The sequence below is a fragment of the Kribbella sp. NPDC104218 genome (assembly GCF_055584105.1).
Map to the genome: position 1 here is coordinate 132,855 of NZ_JBVJMQ010000006.1, position 14,090 is coordinate 146,944.

Genomic DNA, 14,090 nt, shown 5'->3' on the forward strand with positions numbered 1-14,090 from the left:
TCAGCTGAACGCCTGCTTCAGCAGCGTCTGCTGCTCGGCCGTGTGCGCACCCATCGAGCCGACCGAGGTGGCCGACATCGGCGGGCGGGAGACCCGGTAGAAGGGCTTCCCGCCGAGGTGCTCGGTCAGGTTGAGGGCCATGAAGGGCCACGGGCCCTGGTTGGCGGGCTCGTCCTGGACCCAGCGGATCTCGGTCGCGTTCGGGTACTTGGCCAGCTCCGCGGCGATCTCCTCGGCGGGCAGCGGGTAGAGCTGCTCGACGCGGACGACCGCGGTGCTGATCTTGTCCGGCTCGGCCTTCTTGCGCTCCGCGAACAGGTCGTACGAGATCCGGCCCGAGGACAGGATGACCCGCTCGACGGTGGCCGCGGTGGCCTCGGCCTCGGCGTCGCCGAGAACCGGCCGGAAGGTGCCGTGGGTGAGCTCCTCCGGCTGCGACACCGCCTCCTTGCGCCGCAGCAGCTGCTTCGGCGTGAAGACGATCATCGGGTTGTGCTCCTCGCCGAGCGTGTGCCGGCGCAGCAGGTGGAAGTACGACGCCGGCGTCGACGGCTGGGCCACCGTCATCGCGTTCTCCGCGCACAGCGACAGGAAGCGCTCGATCCGGGCCGAGGAGTGGTCCGGGCCCTGGCCCTCGTAACCGTGCGGCAGCAGCAGCACGACACCCGACTTCTGGCCCCACTTCGCCTCACCGGCCGAGATGTACTCGTCGATGATCGACTGGGCGCCGTTCACGAAGTCGCCGAACTGCGCCTCCCACAGGGTCAGCGCGTCCGGACGCGCCACCGAGTAGCCGTACTCGAAGCCGAGCGCGGCGTACTCGCTGAGCAGCGAGTCGTAGACGTAGAAGTTCGCCTGCTCCTCGCTGAGCGCTTGCAGCGGGACGTAGTCCTGACCGGTGACCCGGTCGATGATCGCGGCGAACCGCTGGACGAACGTGCCGCGGCGGCTGTCCTGCCCGGCGAGCCGGACCGGCCGGCCGGCCAGCAGCAGCGAGCCGAACGCCGTGATCTCCGCGGACGCCCAGTCGATCGGGCCCTGCGTGATCGCGGCCGCCCGGCGCTGCAGCTGCGGCAGCACCTTCGGGTGCACGGTGAAGCCGTCCGGCAGCGTGGTGTACGCGTCGGCGATCTTCTTCAGCACCTCGGGCGTGGTCGCGGTCGCGTCCGGGCCCTGCGGCTTGTCCGGGTAGTCCGGGACGGTGACGTACGGCGCCGGGGTGTCCGGCTGGCTCTTCGCCTCGCGGACCTCGGTGAAGACCCGCTCCAGGCGCTGCTGGAAGTCCCGCATCGCCTGCTCGGCCTCTTCGACCGTGATGTCGCCACGGCCGATCAGGGCCTCGGTGTAGAGCTTGCGCACCGAGCGCTTCTGCTCGATCAGGTCGTACATCAGCGGCTGGGTGAACGACGGGTCGTCACCCTCGTTGTGACCGCGGCGGCGGTAGCAGACCAGGTCGATGACGACGTCCTTGTTGAACGCCTGGCGGTACTCGAAGGCCAGGTCGGCGACCCGGACGCAGGCCTCGGGGTCGTCGCCGTTCACGTGGAAGATCGGCGCCTGGACCATCCGCGCGACGTCGGTGCAGTACATCGACGAGCGCGAGGACGCCGGGGAGGTGGTGAAGCCGACCTGGTTGTTGACGATCACGTGCACGGTGCCGCCGGTGCGGTAGCCGCGCAGCTGGGACAGGTTCAGCGTCTCGGCCACGACGCCCTGACCGGCGAACGCCGCGTCGCCGTGGACCAGGATCGGCAGCACCGGGAAGGCGGCGCCGCGGTCCAGGATGTCCTGCTTGGCCCGGACGATGCCCTCGAGGACCGGGTCGACGGTCTCCAGGTGCGACGGGTTGGCCGCCACCGACACCTTGATCTTGTCGCCGAACTCGGAGACGAACTCGCCCTCGGCGCCCAGGTGGTACTTGACGTCACCGGAGCCCTGGACCGTCCGCGGGTCGATGTTGCCGTCGAACTCGCGGAAGATCTGGCCGTAGGACTTGCCGACGATATTGGCCAGCACGTTCAGCCGGCCGCGGTGCGCCATCCCGATGACGACCTCGTCCAGACCGGCGCCGGCCGCCTCCTCGCAGAGCTCGTCGAGCAGCGGGATGGTGGTCTCGCCGCCTTCGAGCGAGAAGCGCTTCTGGCCGACGTACTTGGTCTGCAGGAAGGTCTCGAACGCCTCGGCCTCGTTCAGCTTGGCCAGGATCCGGAGCTGCTCCTCGCGCGGCGGCTTGGTGTGCGGCCGCTCGATCCGCTCCTGCAGCCACTTGCGCTGCTCGGGGTCCTGGATGTGCATGTACTCGACGCCGGTGGTGCGGCAGTAGGAGTCGCGCAGGATGCCGAGGATCTCGCGCAGCTTCATGAACCGCCGGTCGCCGCCGAAGGACCCGGTCGCGAACTCGCGGTCCAGGTCCCACAGGGTGAGGCCGTGGGTGGCGACGTCCAGGTCGGGGTGGCTGCGCTGCTTGTACTCCAGCGGGTCGGTGTCGGCCATGATGTGGCCGCGCACCCGGAACGCGTGGATCAGCTCGAGGATCCGGGCCTGCTTGTTGATGTCCTCTTCGTGGCTGTGCGGCAGGTCGGTGGCCCAGCGGATCGGCTCGTACGGGATCCGCAGGCTCTGGAAGATCTCGTCGTAGAAACCCTCCTGCCCGAGCAGCAGCTGGTGGATCCGGCGCAGGAACTCGCCCGACTGGGCGCCCTGGATGATCCGGTGGTCGTACGTCGAGGTCAGCGTCATCACCTTGGAGACGGCCAGCTTGGCCATCGTCTCCTCGGCCGCGCCCTGGTACTCCGGCGGGTACTCCATCGCGCCGACGCCGATGATCGCGCCCTGCCCGGTCATCAGCCGCGGCACCGAGTGCTGGGTGCCGATGGTGCCCGGGTTGGTCAGGCTGATCGTGGTGCCCTGGAAGTCCGGCAGCGCGAGCTTGTTGTCGCGGGCCCGGCGGACGACGTCCTCGTAGGCCATCCAGAAGTCGGCGAACGCCATGTTCTCGGTCGCCTTGATCGACGGCACCAGCAGCTGCCGGGTGCCGTCCGGCTTGGCCATGTCGATGGCCAGGCCCAGGTTGATGTGGGCCGGCTGGACGTGCGTCGGCTTGCCGTCGGTCTCGTCGTACGACGCGTTCATCTCGGGCAGCGTCTTGAGGGCCTTGACCAGCGCCCACCCGATCAGGTGGGTGAAGGAGATCTTGCCGCCGCGAGCGCGCTTGAGGTGGTTGTTGATGACGATGCGGTTGTCGATCAGCAGCTTGACCGGCACCTGGCGGACGCTGGTCGCGGTCGGGACCTGGAGGCTGGTCTCCATGTTCTGTGCGGTCCGCGCGGGCGCGCCGCGCAGGATCTTGCGCTCGTCCTCGTCGCCGGCCGCGGCGGCCGCCGGCTTCGGCTGGGCCTGCGGCGGCTGGTTCACCGTACCTCCGGTCGGGGCGGCGGCCTGGGCGGCGGCCTTCGGGGGCTGCGCGGCCGGCTGGGCCTGCGGCGGGGACGCCTGCGCGGCGGCGGCCGCCGGAGCGTTGCTGGCCGGCGCCGTCGGCGCGGAGCCGCGGCTGGGCGCCTCGGGGGTCTTGTTGTCCGACACGGCGTCGGGCCGCGGAGCGTCGGCCGGGGTGGTCGTCACCGGCTTCGCGTCGCCATCAGGTGTGTACGTCTTGAAGAAGTCCAACCACGCCGGATCCACCGATTTCGGGTCCTGCAGGTACTTCTCGTACAGCTCGTCGACCAGCCATTCGTTCGCACCGAAGGCTGCAAGGGGATTTGAGTCTGATGGCTCGGTGGCCACTGGGCAGTTCGCCTCTTCCGATCTCGGGTCAGATACCGCGGGTTATGACCGTTGCAGTTATGGGTTGGTTCCCGAGGCAAGGCTAATAGCACGGCGGTGACTTCCACAGCCCGGGATCACCGGACCAGTGTGCCAAGTGGTCGGCAGCCGTCGCTGCGATCGTTCGAACGCTGGAACACCGCGCTGACAGGTGTTTCAGCCACCTCGTTGCCGCGACCCCCCTGGACGCCTGGGGTGAACGTGTGGTCAACTGCGGGACTCGTTGCCCACGTGGGATTCCGGCCCCGCGCCCGGTCACCTGCAGTGACTCCGGCGAGCGTGAATGCCCACTGTATGCAGCCGGTTCGGTGCCGTTGGTGACTGTTGCGCGCTCATCGAAATGTGGCGAACCTCACGCTCCGGATCAGTCCAGTTGAACACAACTGGTCTTCCTCCGGACGGCGGGCCGACGGGGTTCGGCATACTGACGCAATGGCGCTGACGGACGAGGCGATCGTCAAGATCAAGGGGATGATCACCTCCGGGGAGCTCGGACCCGGTGACCGGTTGCCCAAGGAGGCGGATCTGGCCGCCCGGCTGGGCCTGTCGCGGAACTCGCTGCGCGAGGCGGTGAAGGCGCTGACGCTGGTCAACGTGCTCGACGTCCGGCACGGCGACGGCACGTACGTGACCAGCCTGGACTCGGGTCACCTGCTCGACGCGCTGAACTTCATGGTCGACCTGCACCGCGACGACTCGGTGCTGCAGTTCTTCGAGGTCCGCCGGCTGCTCGAGCCCGGCGTCGCCGCGCTCGCGACCGCGCGGATCCAGCCGGCCCAGCTCGCCGACCTGCGGCAGCTGTGCGCCGATCTGGCCGCGGACGCCGCCGTCGAGGATCTCGTCGCCAACGACCTGCGGTTCCACCGCGGCATCGCCGAGGCGACCGGCAACCAGGTCGTCTGCTCGCTGCTCGACGGCATCTCCGGCGCGACCCAGCGGGCGCGGATCTGGCGCGGCGTCACCCAGGCCGGCGCCGTCGCGCGGACGCTGGCCGAGCACACCGCGATCCTGGACGCGATCGAGGCCGGGGACGCCGAGGCCGCCCGGGCCTGGATGACCGCGCACATCGCCGGCGTCGAGACCTGGTTGCGGCAGGCGCCCTGAAAATGAGTGGTGCGGGTCCGGGGCGCGACGTACAGTAGTGGTGTCACATTGCCTACGTCAGGAGTGCGGGTTGCTCGTCTGAGGTCTTTCTTCCGCAGTTGCTGACCGCTGCCCGATTCTCGGGATCGTGCGGTCTCCTCGAAGACCTCTTGGAGTACACCTGATGAGTCATTCCCTGACCTGTACCGACCTCTTCTTCGCCTGGCCGGACGGCGATCTCGTCTTCGACGGGCTCAGTTTCGTCGCGGGCCCGGTGCGTTCCGGCCTCGTCGGCCGCAACGGCACGGGGAAGTCGACGCTGCTCCGGCTGATCGCCGGTCGCCTACAGGCGCAGCGCGGCACGATCCGCGTCAACGGCGAGCTCGGCTACCTCCCGCAGGATCTGACCCTCGACACGTCGCTGCGCGTCGACCAGGTGCTCGGGATCGACGCGATCCGGCGGGCGATCGTCGCGATCGAGTCCGGTGACGCGTCCGAGGAGAACTTCACCGCCGTCGGCGACGAGTGGGACGCCGAAGAGCGCGCCGAAGCCCTGCTCGGCAAGCTCGGCCTGGGCTCGATCGGCCTGGACCGCAGCGTCGGCGAGCTGTCCGGCGGTGAGACGATCCTGCTCGGTCTCGCGGCCGAGCTGATGCGGCGTCCCGACGTCCTCCTGCTGGACGAGCCGACCAACAACCTCGACCTGCGGGCGCGAAAGCATCTGTACGACGCCGTCGACCAGTTCCGCGGTGCGTTGCTGGTGGTCAGCCATGACCGCGATCTGCTCGACCGGGTCGACCAGATCGGTGACCTGCGCAAGGGCGAGATCACCTGGTACGGCGGCAACCTGACGGCGTACGAGGAGGCGGTCGCCGTCGAGCAGGAGGCCGCCGAGCGGATGGTGCGCGCGGCGGAGTCCGATCTGCGCAAGCAGAAGAAGGATCTGATCGAGGCGCGGATGAAGTCCGACCAGCGGATGGCGCGCGGGCAGCGGGCCTTCGAGAAGGGCGGCATCCCGAAGATCATGGCGGGCAACATGAAGCGTGGCGCTCAGGTGTCCGCCGCCAAACATGTCGGGATGCACACCGATCGCATGGAGTCGGCGCAGGAGGCGCTGGCTGACGCCGAGGCCAAGGTGCACGACGACGAGACGATCAAGGTCGACCTGCCGAAGACCGCCGTCCCGGCCGGTCGCGTGGTGCTCCGCCTGGAGCAGCACGAGTTGCGCACCGGCGCGCTGGTCGATCTCGACATCCGCGGCCCCGAGCGGATCGCGCTCACCGGGCTGAACGGCGCCGGCAAGACGACGCTCCTGCAGGCGATCACCAGCGGATCGTTGCCCGAGGTCCCTTTCCGCTACCTGCCCCAACGTCTCGACCTGCTGCGCGAGGACCTCTCCGTCGCCGACAACCTCGCGCTACTTGCCCCCGGCACCGAAAACCAGGACCGCCGCTCCCGCCTGGCCCGCTTCCTCTTCCGCGGCCGCGCGGCCGACCAACTCGTCAGCACCCTCTCCGGCGGCGAACGCTTCCGCGCCACCCTCGCCGCCCTCCTCTTCGCCGAACCCCCACCCCAACTCCTCATGCTCGACGAGCCCACCAACAACCTCGACCTCTCCAGCGTCGCCCAACTCAAAGACGCCCTGGCCTCCTACCAAGGCGCCCTCCTCATCGCCAGCCACGACCTCCCCTTCCTCCGCGACATCACCATCACCCGCTGGGTAGAGCTAACTCCGCACTCCCTGCAAAGCATCGACCCGCTCTAACCGGAAACAAAGAGTCCCCAGGAGGCACTTTGTTTCCGCCTAACGGCCCACTGGGCACGACGGGCCGCAGGGGCGCGGGGTGAGGGCGGGGTGGGTGCGGCGCAGGATTTGGAGGACCTGGACGGCGGCCGCGCAGGGGCGCTCGGTGACGTCGAGCCACCCGTACCGGAGGGTGGTCTCGGCGCGCAGGGTGGCGCGGTTGTCGCGGTCGAGATCGCGCCACCGCTGCTGCGGGACCAGGTGGAACCGGCCGTCGAGCTCGACCACCAGGCCGTAGTCCGCATAGAACACGTCCGTGAACTCGCGCCCCACCGCCCGCTGCCTGGTCCCGGTCGGCAGGTGGTGATTGCGCTCGACATCGCGTTGGTAGCGCAGCTCGAGCAGCGAGTGGGAGCCGGCGGCGACGTCCGCAATGATCGCCCGCAGGGCGTGGCCGTGGCGAAGCCGTCGGCGAGTGGTCAAACCGTCGAGAAGGTCGCCGGGCCGGACTCGGCCGCTTTGGCAGGCTTCGGCGATGACCGCCGCGGCCTGATCCAGCGAACGACTGCCGCCGACGATATCGAGGACCGCGTGCGCCGCCGTACGCCGAGGCGGGCTGGCGCGCGCGAGCCGATCGGCCCAGTGGACGTCGCGGTGGACGACGAGGCCGGGTTGGGGACGGACGCGGCGGTGGTCGGGGATCACGACGTGGACCGGGCGGCTGGGGTCGGGTTTGAGGAGGCCGAGTTGTTCGGCGGCGGTGTGGTGGCTCCACGCTGCGGTCGGCCCGGCGTAGAGGAGGGCTGCGACCAGGCGTTCGTCGTACCGGATCGGGCCGGTGTGGGTCGTGTAGACGCCGGGGTGGACGACCTGCCAGCGGCGGCCGCGGAGCGGTTGCCGGATCCGCGGGATCGACCAGCCGGCGGCGAGCAGCTGAGCCCGAGCAACGACGCCGTACTGACTTCGGATCACCGCATCGACTCCGGCGTCGGCCAGCTGCCGCTCCCACCACCACTCCACCCGCTCCAGCATGACCCCTCCCGGCCGCCCCTGCAGGGCGCCCTGTGGATAACCCGCTGGCCGGAAACAAAGTGTCGCTCAGCGGCACTTTTGTTCCGAACAGTTTGGATCATATACCCCAGGGGGGTATGGTTTGAAGTATGGAGATGGAACACGGGCATGGGGATCATGCGGCGCGGTTCAAGGACCGGTTCTGGGTGAGTTTGGGGCTGGCGGTGCCGGTGGTGGGGTTCAGCGCGATGTTCGCGGAGCTGCTCGGGTACACGCGGCCGGAGTTCGCCGGGGCCGAGTGGGTGGCGCCGGTGTTGGGGACGGCGATCTTTCTGTACGGCGGGCAGCCGTTCTTGAGTGGTGGGTGGGCGGAGCTGCGGTCGCGGCGGCCGGGGATGATGTTGCTGATCTCGATGGCGATCACGGTGGCGTTCGTGGCGTCGTGGGTGACGACGTTGGGGATCGGGGGGTTCGATCTCGACTTCTGGTGGGAGCTGGCGCTGCTGGTCGTGATCATGTTGCTGGGGCATTGGCTGGAGATGCGGGCGCTGGGGGCGGCGTCCGGGGCGCTGGATGCGCTGGCGGCTCTGTTGCCGGACTCGGCGGAGAAGGTCACGCCCGACGGCACGGTCGAGATCTCGCTGCACGAGTTGCGGGTGGGGGACGTCGTCCTGGTGCGCTCGGGCGGTCGCGTACCGGCGGACGGGACGGTCGTCGACGGGCGGGCCGAGGTCGATGAGGCGATGATCACCGGGGAGTCGCGACCGGTGGCGCGGGGAGTGGGGGACGCCGTGGTGGCGGGGACTGTTGCCACGGACAACGCGCTGCGGGTCGAGATCAGTGCGGTCGGGGAGGAGACCGCGCTGGCGGGGATCCAGCGGCTGGTGGCGCAGGCGCAGGCGTCGTCCTCGCGGGCGCAGGCGCTGGCCGATCGGGCAGCTGCGTTCCTGTTCTACTTCGCGGCGGGTGTCGGCGTCCTCACGTTCGTGGTGTGGGCGCTGCTGGGCGATCTCGATCAGGCGGTCACGCGGACGGTCACCGTGCTGGTGATCGCCTGCCCGCACGCGCTCGGTCTCGCGATCCCGCTGGTGATCGCGATCTCCACCGAGCGCGCCGCCCGGGCCGGCGTCCTCGTGAAGAGCCGGCTGGCGCTCGAACGCATGCGGACGATCGACGTCGTCCTCTTCGACAAGACCGGCACGCTCACCAAAGGCGAGCCCGCCGTCATCGGCGTCGCCCCCGCCGAGGGGCTGACCCAAGAGGAGCTGCTGGAGCTCGCCGCCGCGGTCGAGGCCGACAGCGAACACCCGCTGGCCAAGGCCATCGTCCGTGCGGCGGACGCCGAGGTGAGTGGCGGTGAAGGGCGGTTGGTTGCGTCCGAGTTCACGTCGCTGACCGGGCGGGGAGTGCGAGCTGTTGTCGGGGGTGAGGTCGTGGCTGTCGGTGGGCCAGGGTTGTTGCGGGAGCTGGGGCTGCGGGAGTTGGAGACGGGGCAGTGGAAGGCGCAGGGGGCCGCGGTCCTGCATGTAGTGCGGGGTGGCGAAGTGGTTGGGGCGCTGGCGTTGGCAGATGCGGTGCGGGAGGAGTCGCGGCAGGCCGTGGATGCGCTACACGAGCGGGGTGTGCGGGTGGCGATGGTCACCGGGGACGCGCACCAGGTCGCGGACGCCGTCGCGGCGGAGCTGGGGATCGACGAGGTGTTCGCGGAGGTCCTGCCGGGTGACAAGGACGCCAAGGTGAGTGAGCTGCAGGCGCGCGGCCTGAAGGTGGCGATGGTCGGCGACGGCGTGAATGACGCGCCCGCGCTGGCCCGGGCCGAGGTCGGGATCGCGATCGGCGCCGGGACGGATGTCGCGATCGAGTCGGCCGGGGTCGTGCTGGCCGCTGACGATCCGCGGGCGGTGCTGTCGGTGATCGACCTGTCGAAGGCGAGCTACCGCAAGATGTGGCAGAACCTGGTCTGGGCGACCGGCTACAACGTGATCACCGTCCCGCTGGCCGCGGGTGTGCTCGCCTTCGCCGGCATCCTGGTCTCCCCGGCGGTCGGCGCGCTGCTGATGTCGATCTCGACGATCGTCGTCGCGCTCAACGCGCAGCTGCTGCGCCGTCTCGACCTCAGGCCAGGGCGTTGAACTGCTCAGGGTCGTGCGCGCAGAACACGGTCGACGTGCCCTGTTGATGGAGTTCGGCGAGCCGCGCGTGGTTGTCCCGCACCAGCGCGGCATCGAACGCGACTCCGCGCTCGTTCAGCTGCAGCGGCAGCGGGATCCGCTCGCCGGCCAGCGTGTTGTGGTGAAAGAAGGCATCCCCGGCATGCAGCAACCGACCGTTGTCCACGGCAACGGCCGTGTGTCCGCGGGTATGGCCGGGTAGCGGAACCAGCGCGACTCCGGGCAGGATCTCCCGCGCGGTGAACCCGTTCCAGGCCTCGCCGTCCGCCGGATGCTCGACCAGCCGCGGCCCATGCGCCCACTGAGCTGACCGATACCGCCGCTTCTCCTGCCAGGACGGCGCATGGACGGCGCCCCGCGCCTCGGCCGCCGTGACGTGGACGGCGGCCGCCGGGAAATCGGCCAACCCGCCGATGTGGTCGAGATCGAAATGCGTCAGCACCACGTGCCGGACGTCGTCCTGCGCGTACCCGAGCGCCTGCACCTGCCGGACGGCGGTCTCGGCCGGATCGAGCGCCGGCCGGATCACCCGGCGGAACGGCCCGAGCCGCGCCGGGTCCGCGATGTCGGCGAGCCCGAATCCGGTGTCGACCAGCACGAGTCCGGCGTCCGACTCGATCAGCAGCACGTGACAGACGAGCGGCGCGCCGAGCAGGCGGAGCGAGCCGCAGTTCAGGTGGTGGACGCGCATCAGCGCGGCGCGGTGAGCAGCTCGGGCCGGCCGATCTGCAGCAGCAGCGACGCGGTGTCGAAGTACACCCGCTCGAGCGTGATCCGGTCGCCGGTGAAGAAGAACACCGCGATCACCGGCACCCGGAACGCCTGACCTGTCGGCGGCAGGCCGTAGAACTCGCCCAGGTTCGTCCCGAGCAGGTCGAACTCGACGATCACCGAGTCCGCGGCCGCGTGGAAGCGCGCGTTCTCGTGCCGCTGGTCCGGGAACGCCGTCCGGGTCAGCGTGTAGTACGCCATCACCTGCTCGGCGCCGTCGAAGGTCTGCCCGGTCGGCACGATCTCGTACAGCGGGTGCCCGTCGAAGGTCGCGAGCGTCAGCTCGAACTCCTGCGTCACCTCGGTGTCCATGTGCTCCTGGATCACCGCGATCCGCCGGGCGGCCAGGTCAGCGTCAACACTCAGTCCCATGCCCGGCAACCTATCGACTGCCGGGCGGACGCCGTTCAGCCGGTCGGCGCGTCTGTCCGAAGCAGGCCAGCTGACTTCAGGTCGGACCACAGCGCGGCCGGAATCGCCGCCGTGTACAGCTCGTGGTTCACCTGGACCTCGTGCGCGTTCCGGCAGCCGACCGCGATCCCCGCGACTGCCGGGTGGAACTGCGGAAACGCGAGCGCGGCCGCGGGCAGCGGTACGCCGTGCGCCTCGCAGACATCCGCGAGCTGGTTGGCCTTGGCAATCAGCGCGGCGTCCGCCTGGGCGTAGTTGTACGTCGCGTCCGCCGCCGGCCGCGGCTCGGACAGCAGGCCGGAGTTGAAGACGCCGACGGCAACCACTTGGACGTCGTTCGCCAGGCAGGCCGGGAGGACGTCGTCCAACCCGTCCGGGTCGATCAGCGAGTAGCGGCCGGCCAGCATGATCACGTCGACGTCGACCTGTTCGACGAACCGGGTCAGCATCGCCGACTGGTTCATCCCGGAGCCGATCGCCCCGATCACGCCCTGCTCGCGCAGCTCGATCAGGGTCGGGAACGCGGTCGCGACGGCCTCGTCGTAGTGGTCGTCCGGGTCGTGGACGAAGACGATGTCGAGCCGGTCGGTGCCGATCCGCTGCAACGAGTCCTCGATACTGCGCAGGACGCCGTCCCGGCTGAAGTCCCAGCGGCGGCGGCGCTTGGTGACGACGGCGAACCCCTGGCCGTCGGGCGCTTCGGTGTCGGCCTCGTAGATCACCCGGCCGACCTTCGAGGACAGCACGTACTCCGAACGCGGTTTGTCCGCCAGGCCCAGACCGAGCCGCTCCTCGGCGAGCCCGAGCCCGTAGTGCGGGGCGGTGTCGAAGAACCGCCAGCCCGCGTCCCAGGCGGCGTTCACGGTCGCGACGGCGTCCGCCTCGCTGACCTCGGTCCGCAGGCCGGCCAGCGGCGCGCCACCGAGGCCGACCTTCAGGTCGCCGAAGATGTTCACGACCGGGCCGCCGGGAGGCGCAGGTTCTGCATGCCGCCGTCGACGGCGATCGCCGTACCGGTGGTGGAACCGGACAGCGGGCTGGCCAGGTAGGCGATCGCCTGCGCTACCTCGTCGGCCGAGACCAGGCGGCCCATCGGCTGCCGGGCCTCCAGGGCCGCGCGCTCGGCGTCCGGGTCGTCGGCGGCGTCGAGCAGCCGGCCGACCCAGGGGGTGTCGGCGGTGCCGGGGTTCACGCAGTTCACCCGGATGCCTTCGCGGACGTGGTCGGCGGCCATCGCCATCGTCAGCGCGAGGACGGCGCCCTTGCTGGCCGAGTACAGCGCGCGGTTCGGCAGGCCGGCGGTCGCGGCGATCGAGCAGGTGTTGACGATCGCGGCCGCGGCCGACTTGCGCAGGTAGGGCAGCGCGGCCCGGGTGACGCGGGCGATGCCGACCACGTTCACGTCCAGGACGCGGTGCCACTCGTCGTCGCCGTTCGCGGTGATGTTGCCCTGGGCGCCGATGCCGGCGTTGTTCACCACGATGTCGATCCCGCCGAGCTGCAGCGCGGCCGCGGCGACCGCGGAGCGGACCGAGCTGTCGTCGGTGACATCGGCGGCGATCCCGGTCAGCGGCTCGGCGACGTCCGGCTTGAGGTCGAACACGACCACCTGCGCGCCGCGGGCGGCGAGCAGCTGCGCGGCGGCGAGCCCGAGGCCCGACGCGCCGCCGGTCACGACGGCCTTGAGGCCACTGAAGTCCGTCACTGGTTCTCCTTGGTGAGGTCGTTCCAGATCTTGCCACCCGGGAAGCGGAAGTCGGTCAGCGTCTCGACATCCATCTCGGCGCCGAAACCGGGTTTCACCGGGGCCACGTAGTGCCCGTCCCGGATCACGACCGGGTCCAGGAAGTGCTCGTGCAGGTGGTCGACGTACTCGATCACGCGGTCCTCGACCGAGCCGCTGACTGCCAGGTAGTCGAACATCGACAAGTGCTGGACCAGCTCGCAGAGCCCGACCCCGCCCGCGTGCGGGCAGACCGGGACGCCGAACTTCGCCGCCAGCAACAGGATCGCGACGTTCTCGTTCACGCCGGCGACGCGGGCGCTGTCGAGCTGCAGCACGGCCAGCGCGCCGGCCTGCAGCAGCTGCTTGAAGACGACCCGGTTCTGGACGTGCTCACCGGTCGCGACCCGGGTCGGCGCGATCGCCTTCGCGATCGTCGCGTGCCCGAGGACGTCGTCCGGGCTGGTCGGCTCCTCGACCCACCAGACGTCGTACGGCGCGAGCGCCTCGATCCAGCGGATCGCGTCCGGGACGTCCCAGCGCTGGTTGGCGTCGATCGCGATCCGGATGTCCGGGCCGACGGCCTCGCGGGCCAGCCGCATCCGGCGGATGTCGTCGTCCAGGTCGGCGCCGACCTTGAGCTTGATCTGGGTGAACCCCTCGGCGACCGCCTCGTGGCAGAGCCGGACCAGCTTGGCGTCGTCGTACCCGAGCCAGCCGGGCGTGGTCGTGTACGCCGGGTAGCCGCGCTCGCGCAGCAGCGCCTCCCGCTCGGCGCGGCCGGGCTCGGCCTTGCGCAGGATGGCGAGCGCCTCGTCGGGCGTCAGCGCGTCGGTCAGGTAGCGGAAGTCGATCAGGTCGACGATCTGCTCCGGCGTCATGTCCGCGAGCAGTTTCCAGACCGGGACGCCGGCGCGCTTGGCGGCCAGATCCCAGACGGCGTTCACGACCGCGCCGATCGCCATGTGCATGACGCCCTTCTCGGGGCCGAGCCAGCGCAGCTGCGAGTCGTGCACGAGCGACTTCCAGAAACCGCCGAGGTCGGCGAGCGTCGCCTCCAGGTCGAGCCCGACGACATGGTCCCGGAGCGCCTCGATGGCCGCGGTCTGGACGTCGTTACCGCGCCCGATCGTGAACGCGAACCCGTGCCCCTCCAGCCCGTCGCCGGCGTCGGTCCGCAGGATCAGGTACGCCGCGGAGTAGTCCGGGTCGGTGTTCATCGCGTCGGAGCCGTCGAGGTCCAGCGAGGTGGGGAAGCGGACGTCGTACGTCTCTAACTCGGTGAAACGTGCCATGGAGGACCCGATCTGGTGCGGTGGGCGGTCTGTCGAGACGAATCCTATAGGATATGTGG

10 protein-coding genes are annotated in these 14,090 nt (G+C 70.1%); 3 read left to right on the top strand and 7 right to left on the bottom strand.

Features of this window, described 5'->3' with window-relative positions; genetic code table 11:
• Positions 1–3,783 carry a multifunctional oxoglutarate decarboxylase/oxoglutarate dehydrogenase thiamine pyrophosphate-binding subunit/dihydrolipoyllysine-residue succinyltransferase subunit gene (locus ACZ6ZD_RS36270; RefSeq protein ID WP_465679020.1) on the bottom strand — a complete coding sequence of 1,261 codons (3,783 nt, stop codon included), beginning with the start codon at positions 3,781–3,783 and terminating at the stop codon, positions 1–3.
• A gap of 471 nt (positions 3,784–4,254) precedes the next feature.
• Here ACZ6ZD_RS36270 and ACZ6ZD_RS36275 point away from each other — a divergent pair, with 471 nt between their 5' ends.
• Together ACZ6ZD_RS36275 and ACZ6ZD_RS36280 are read left to right on the top strand one after the other, a co-directional pair.
• Complete coding sequence (locus ACZ6ZD_RS36275) at positions 4,255–4,926, top strand: FadR/GntR family transcriptional regulator (RefSeq protein ID WP_465679021.1); 672 nt, start codon at positions 4,255–4,257, stop codon at positions 4,924–4,926.
• A 163-nt stretch (positions 4,927–5,089) separates the two neighbouring features.
• Positions 5,090–6,670, top strand: coding sequence for an ABC-F family ATP-binding cassette domain-containing protein (locus ACZ6ZD_RS36280; protein ID WP_465679022.1), 1,581 nt, complete (start codon positions 5,090–5,092; stop codon positions 6,668–6,670).
• A gap of 39 nt (positions 6,671–6,709) precedes the next feature.
• Here ACZ6ZD_RS36280 and ACZ6ZD_RS36285 read toward each other — a convergent pair whose 3' ends face one another.
• Positions 6,710–7,681 carry a hypothetical protein gene (locus ACZ6ZD_RS36285; RefSeq protein ID WP_465679024.1) on the bottom strand — a complete coding sequence of 324 codons (972 nt, stop codon included), beginning with the start codon at positions 7,679–7,681 and terminating at the stop codon, positions 6,710–6,712.
• A 128-nt stretch (positions 7,682–7,809) separates the two neighbouring features.
• Between ACZ6ZD_RS36285 and ACZ6ZD_RS36290 the strand changes: the two genes are divergently transcribed.
• Positions 7,810–9,792, top strand: coding sequence for a copper-translocating P-type ATPase (locus tag ACZ6ZD_RS36290; RefSeq protein ID WP_465679025.1), 1,983 nt, complete (start codon positions 7,810–7,812; stop codon positions 9,790–9,792).
• Here ACZ6ZD_RS36290 and ACZ6ZD_RS36295 read toward each other — a convergent pair.
• Genes ACZ6ZD_RS36295 through ACZ6ZD_RS36315 form a run of 5 tightly spaced genes read right to left on the bottom strand, consistent with a single transcriptional unit; the run spans position 9,776 to position 14,031 of the window.
• Entirely contained in the window at positions 9,776–10,522 is a 747-nt protein-coding gene (locus ACZ6ZD_RS36295; protein WP_465679026.1) for an MBL fold metallo-hydrolase, read from the bottom strand. The two genes, ACZ6ZD_RS36290 and ACZ6ZD_RS36295, sit on opposite strands and share 17 nt — an antisense overlap.
• Positions 10,522–10,974: an ester cyclase gene (locus ACZ6ZD_RS36300; RefSeq protein WP_465679028.1), complete on the bottom strand. Its 453-nt coding sequence runs from the start codon at positions 10,972–10,974 to the stop codon at positions 10,522–10,524. Before ACZ6ZD_RS36300 ends, ACZ6ZD_RS36295 begins: the two co-directional genes overlap by 1 nt.
• A gap of 35 nt (positions 10,975–11,009) precedes the next feature.
• A complete protein-coding gene (locus ACZ6ZD_RS36305) occupies positions 11,010–11,969 on the bottom strand; it encodes an aldo/keto reductase (RefSeq protein ID WP_465679029.1) in 960 nt (319 codons plus the stop codon).
• The gene (locus tag ACZ6ZD_RS36310) at positions 11,966–12,718 is read right to left on the bottom strand and encodes an SDR family NAD(P)-dependent oxidoreductase (protein WP_465679030.1); all 753 of its coding nucleotides are present in this window, start codon (positions 12,716–12,718) and stop codon (positions 11,966–11,968) included. The genes ACZ6ZD_RS36305 and ACZ6ZD_RS36310 overlap by 4 nt, the downstream gene beginning before the upstream one ends.
• A complete protein-coding gene (locus ACZ6ZD_RS36315) occupies positions 12,715–14,031 on the bottom strand; it encodes an L-fuconate dehydratase (protein WP_465679032.1) in 1,317 nt (438 codons plus the stop codon). Before ACZ6ZD_RS36315 ends, ACZ6ZD_RS36310 begins: the two co-directional genes overlap by 4 nt.
• Between the last annotated feature and the right edge of the window lie 59 nt (positions 14,032–14,090).

What these genes read in the sequence shown, in the direction of transcription:
- ACZ6ZD_RS36275 (WP_465679021.1), top strand. Translation starts at nt 4,255, where the DNA reads ATGGCGCTGACGGACGAGGCGATCGTCAAGATCAAGGGGATGATCACC.
- ACZ6ZD_RS36280 (WP_465679022.1), top strand. Translation starts at nt 5,090, where the DNA reads ATGAGTCATTCCCTGACCTGTACCGACCTCTTCTTCGCCTGGCCGGAC.
- ACZ6ZD_RS36285 (WP_465679024.1), bottom strand. Translation starts at nt 7,681, where the DNA reads ATGCTGGAGCGGGTGGAGTGGTGGTGGGAGCGGCAGCTGGCCGACGCC.
- ACZ6ZD_RS36290 (WP_465679025.1), top strand. Translation starts at nt 7,810, where the DNA reads ATGGAGATGGAACACGGGCATGGGGATCATGCGGCGCGGTTCAAGGAC.
- ACZ6ZD_RS36295 (WP_465679026.1), bottom strand. Translation starts at nt 10,522, where the DNA reads ATGCGCGTCCACCACCTGAACTGCGGCTCGCTCCGCCTGCTCGGCGCG.
- ACZ6ZD_RS36300 (WP_465679028.1), bottom strand. Translation starts at nt 10,974, where the DNA reads ATGGGACTGAGTGTTGACGCTGACCTGGCCGCCCGGCGGATCGCGGTG.
- ACZ6ZD_RS36315 (WP_465679032.1), bottom strand. Translation starts at nt 14,031, where the DNA reads ATGGCACGTTTCACCGAGTTAGAGACGTACGACGTCCGCTTCCCCACC.